The sequence below is a fragment of the Dietzia cinnamea NBRC 102147 genome, assembly GCF_001571065.1.
Classification (GTDB): Bacteria; Actinomycetota; Actinomycetes; order Mycobacteriales; family Mycobacteriaceae; genus Dietzia; species Dietzia cinnamea.
In genome coordinates, this window is sequence record NZ_BCSW01000111.1 from 1 (window position 1) to 2,871 (window position 2,871).

The 2,871-nt window shown below is 68.7% G+C and carries 3 protein-coding genes, 1 tRNA gene and 1 pseudogene; 2 read left to right on the forward strand and 3 right to left on the reverse strand.

Translation table 11 applies throughout. The annotated features are described in order from the left end of the window. Positions 1-159: pseudogene (locus tag DCI01S_RS18010) on the reverse strand (TetR/AcrR family transcriptional regulator); the annotation flags it as partial. 7 nt (positions 160-166) lie between these two features. Further along, entirely contained in the window at positions 167-673 is a 507-nt protein-coding gene (locus DCI01S_RS16245) for a peroxiredoxin (protein ID WP_061230179.1), read from the reverse strand. Positions 674-821: 148 nt separating this feature from the next. On the opposite strand from DCI01S_RS16245, the gene DCI01S_RS16250 reads away from it, so the two are divergent. Next, complete coding sequence (locus DCI01S_RS16250) at positions 822-1,097, forward strand: DUF3618 domain-containing protein (protein WP_061230180.1); 276 nt, start codon at positions 822-824, stop codon at positions 1,095-1,097. Positions 1,098-1,318: 221 nt separating this feature from the next. On the opposite strand, the gene DCI01S_RS16255 is transcribed toward DCI01S_RS16250, so the two are convergent. Next, positions 1,319-1,391 (reverse strand) — tRNA-Lys (locus DCI01S_RS16255). A gap of 235 nt (positions 1,392-1,626) precedes the next feature. Here DCI01S_RS16255 and DCI01S_RS16260 point away from each other — a divergent pair. After that, the gene (locus DCI01S_RS16260; RefSeq protein WP_106385790.1) at positions 1,627-2,856 is read left to right on the forward strand and encodes a L,D-transpeptidase; all 1,230 of its coding nucleotides are present in this window, start codon (positions 1,627-1,629) and stop codon (positions 2,854-2,856) included. Positions 2,857-2,871 lie beyond the last annotated feature (15 nt).

Here is a 2,871-nt window from a genome sequence, read left to right on the forward strand (position 1 = left end):
CACTTCCCGGGCCGACGACAGGAGTGCCTGGAACTTCCGGCGGCTGCGCTCCTGGATCGGTCGGCGGCGGGGGACGAGGATGTTCGGTTCGTCCTGGACGGCCTCGTCGGTGATATCCCGTGACGGCTCGTGGGCGCGCTCGGACGATTCGGTCGGCATGGGTGGTTCAGCCCTCCGCCGGCTGCGGCTCGGGGAGCTCCACACCGAGCAGCTTGGCGACCATCGCCACGTGCCCCTTCGCGCGGACGTTGTACCGGGCCATCGAGATGGTGCCGTCCGACTCCACCACGAAGGTCGAGCGGATCACTCCCATGACGGTCTTGCCGTAGTTCTTCTTCTCGCCGAAGGCGCCCCACTCGGTGAGCATCGTCTTGTCGGGATCGGACAGGAGCGGGAACGTGATGCCGTACTTGTCCCGGAACCGGGCCAGCTTCTCGGGCGCGTCGGGGGAGACGCCGACGACGCCCATGCCCGCGTCCCGCAGCTGCTGGAGGGCGTTCTCGAAGTCCACGGTCTCGGTCGTGCACCCCGGCGTCATGGCGGCGGGGTAGACGTAGACGAGCACCCTCCCGTGCTCCGCGAGGAGATCCTGCAGCGACGTGGGCGTGCCGTCGGCGTCGGGGAGGGTGAACGCGGGGGCCGGCTGGCCCACCTCGAGCCGTGGTGTGGTCACCGGTGCTCCTGGGGTCGAGTCGGGGCGTCGGACCCTCCCAACCTATCCGATGCACCGGCGCTCGGGCGCGCATCCCGTCGGTGTGCAGTAGCGTGGGCGTGGTCAAGACCCGCGGGGCACCCGCGGACGAGCGATCGACGGAGGTCTGGTGTCCAGGAGTTACGACAGCATCGAGGGCGATATCGCCAAGGCGCGTGACGATCTCGCGACGACCCTGGACGAGATCATCGACCGGGTCAATCCCAAGAACCTCGCGACCGAGGGTAAGGAGCGCGCGACCGCGGCCCTGAAGGATCCGCGGGTACTGGCCGTGCTCGGCGGGGTAGCGGCTCTGGTCGTCGGCGGGATCACGGTGTCGATGGCCAACAAGCGCAAGGAACGGCAGCGCATCGAGGCGTACCTGGCGGCCCGCCGGGCCCTCTGAGCCCGCTGCTCGGCACGGACTCGGTCAGGTCGAGTCCGGCCACGACTCAGGCGTCGGTCCGGCTTCCGCTCGGCTCCCTCCAGAAGAGCGTCCCGCGCACTTCCACTCGGGCGACGTGTGCGGGACGCTCCTCTCGTTGTGCAGCGGCCCCGCCGGGCCCCACGCGGCCCCCGGCGCACGCGAAAAAGCCCCGGGTCGTGAAACCCGGGGCTTTCGCTCTGTGCGCCATCAGGGACTCGAACCCCGAACCCGCTGATTAAGAGTCAGCTGCTCTGCCAATTGAGCTAATGGCGCTTGTTCTTCCGGCCTCGCGGCCTTCCGTGGTGCGAGAGAAACAGTAACAGCCGTGAGTCCGGATCACGAAATCGCCTGGTCATCGACCGTGTCGCCATCCGACTCGGGAGGTGCGTGATGTGACACCCTCCGGTGACTCGATATGGAATGCGCGCAGCCCGGCAGGCATACTGGTGTAGAAATCCTCCGGTCGTGGCCGCGTCCGGGCGGAAGAGACAGCTGGAAGGGGCCCTCAGTGAACCTGCGCACAACGGATCGGAAGGCGCGGCGGGCGACCGGGGCCCGGTCGAGGGCCCGTCTCGGTCTGGCCGCCGTGTTCACCGGCGCGCTGGTCCTCACCGGCTGCACTATCGGCGACGGCACGGTGGAGGACACCCCCGTGGCCGAGGCGCCGGCGGATCCGGCCGCGGTGATCGACCTGTCGGTCGCGGACGGCGCCACCGACGCAAACCCCGCCGAGCCGATCGTCCTCACCGCCGAGGGTGGCAAGCTCGACTCCGTCGTGGTGCGCAACCCCGAGGGCGTGCAGGTGCAGGGCGAGTTCAACCCGGAGTTCACCGAGTGGCGCACGACCGAGGATCTCGGTTACGGCCGGCAGTACACGCTGGAGTCCACGGCCACTGACGAGGCCGGGCTCGTGACGCGTAAGAACATCACTTTCACCACGCTGACGCCGAACATCATGACGGCCGCCTACCTGACCACGGGTGAGGGGTCCGTGGTGGGGATCGGCCAGCCCGTCGCGGTGATGTTCGACGAGCCCATCGCGGACCGCCGCGCGGCGCAGGAGAACATCCACATCACCACCGAGCCGGCGGTCGAGGGCGCGTTCTACTGGGTCTCCGACCAGGAGGTCCGTTGGCGCCCCGCTGAGTACTGGGCGCCCGGAACCAAGATCGACGTCCACGTGGACATCTACGGCGAGGATCTCGGCGGCGGGATGTACGGGCAGCAGGACGCCCACAGCAACTTCGAGATCGGCGACGCCGTGATCTCCCGGGTGGACGACTCGACCAAGATGATCACCGTCGAGCGCAACGGCGAGGTCATCAAGACCATGCCCACCTCGATGGGCAAGGACGCCACCCCGACGCCCAACGGCACCTACGTGATCGGCGAGAAGCACGCCTCGATGATCATGGACTCGTCCACGTACGGCGTGGCGGTGGACTCGGCGGAGGGCTACCGCACGCCGGTGCAGTACGCCACGCGGATGTCGTACAGCGGGATCTTCGTCCACGCCGCGCCGTGGTCGGTGTGGGCGCAGGGCAGCCAGAACACCAGCCACGGCTGCCTCAACGTCACCACGGCGGACGCCAAGTGGTTCTACGACAACGCCAAGCGCGGTGACATCTTTGAGGTCACCGGGACCGTCGGCCCCACGCTGCCCGGCTGGGACGGCCTCGGTGACTGGAACGTCCCGTGGGAGACCTGGAAGGCCGGCAACGCCGACCGGGGCGCCTGAGCCCCGGGTGACTAG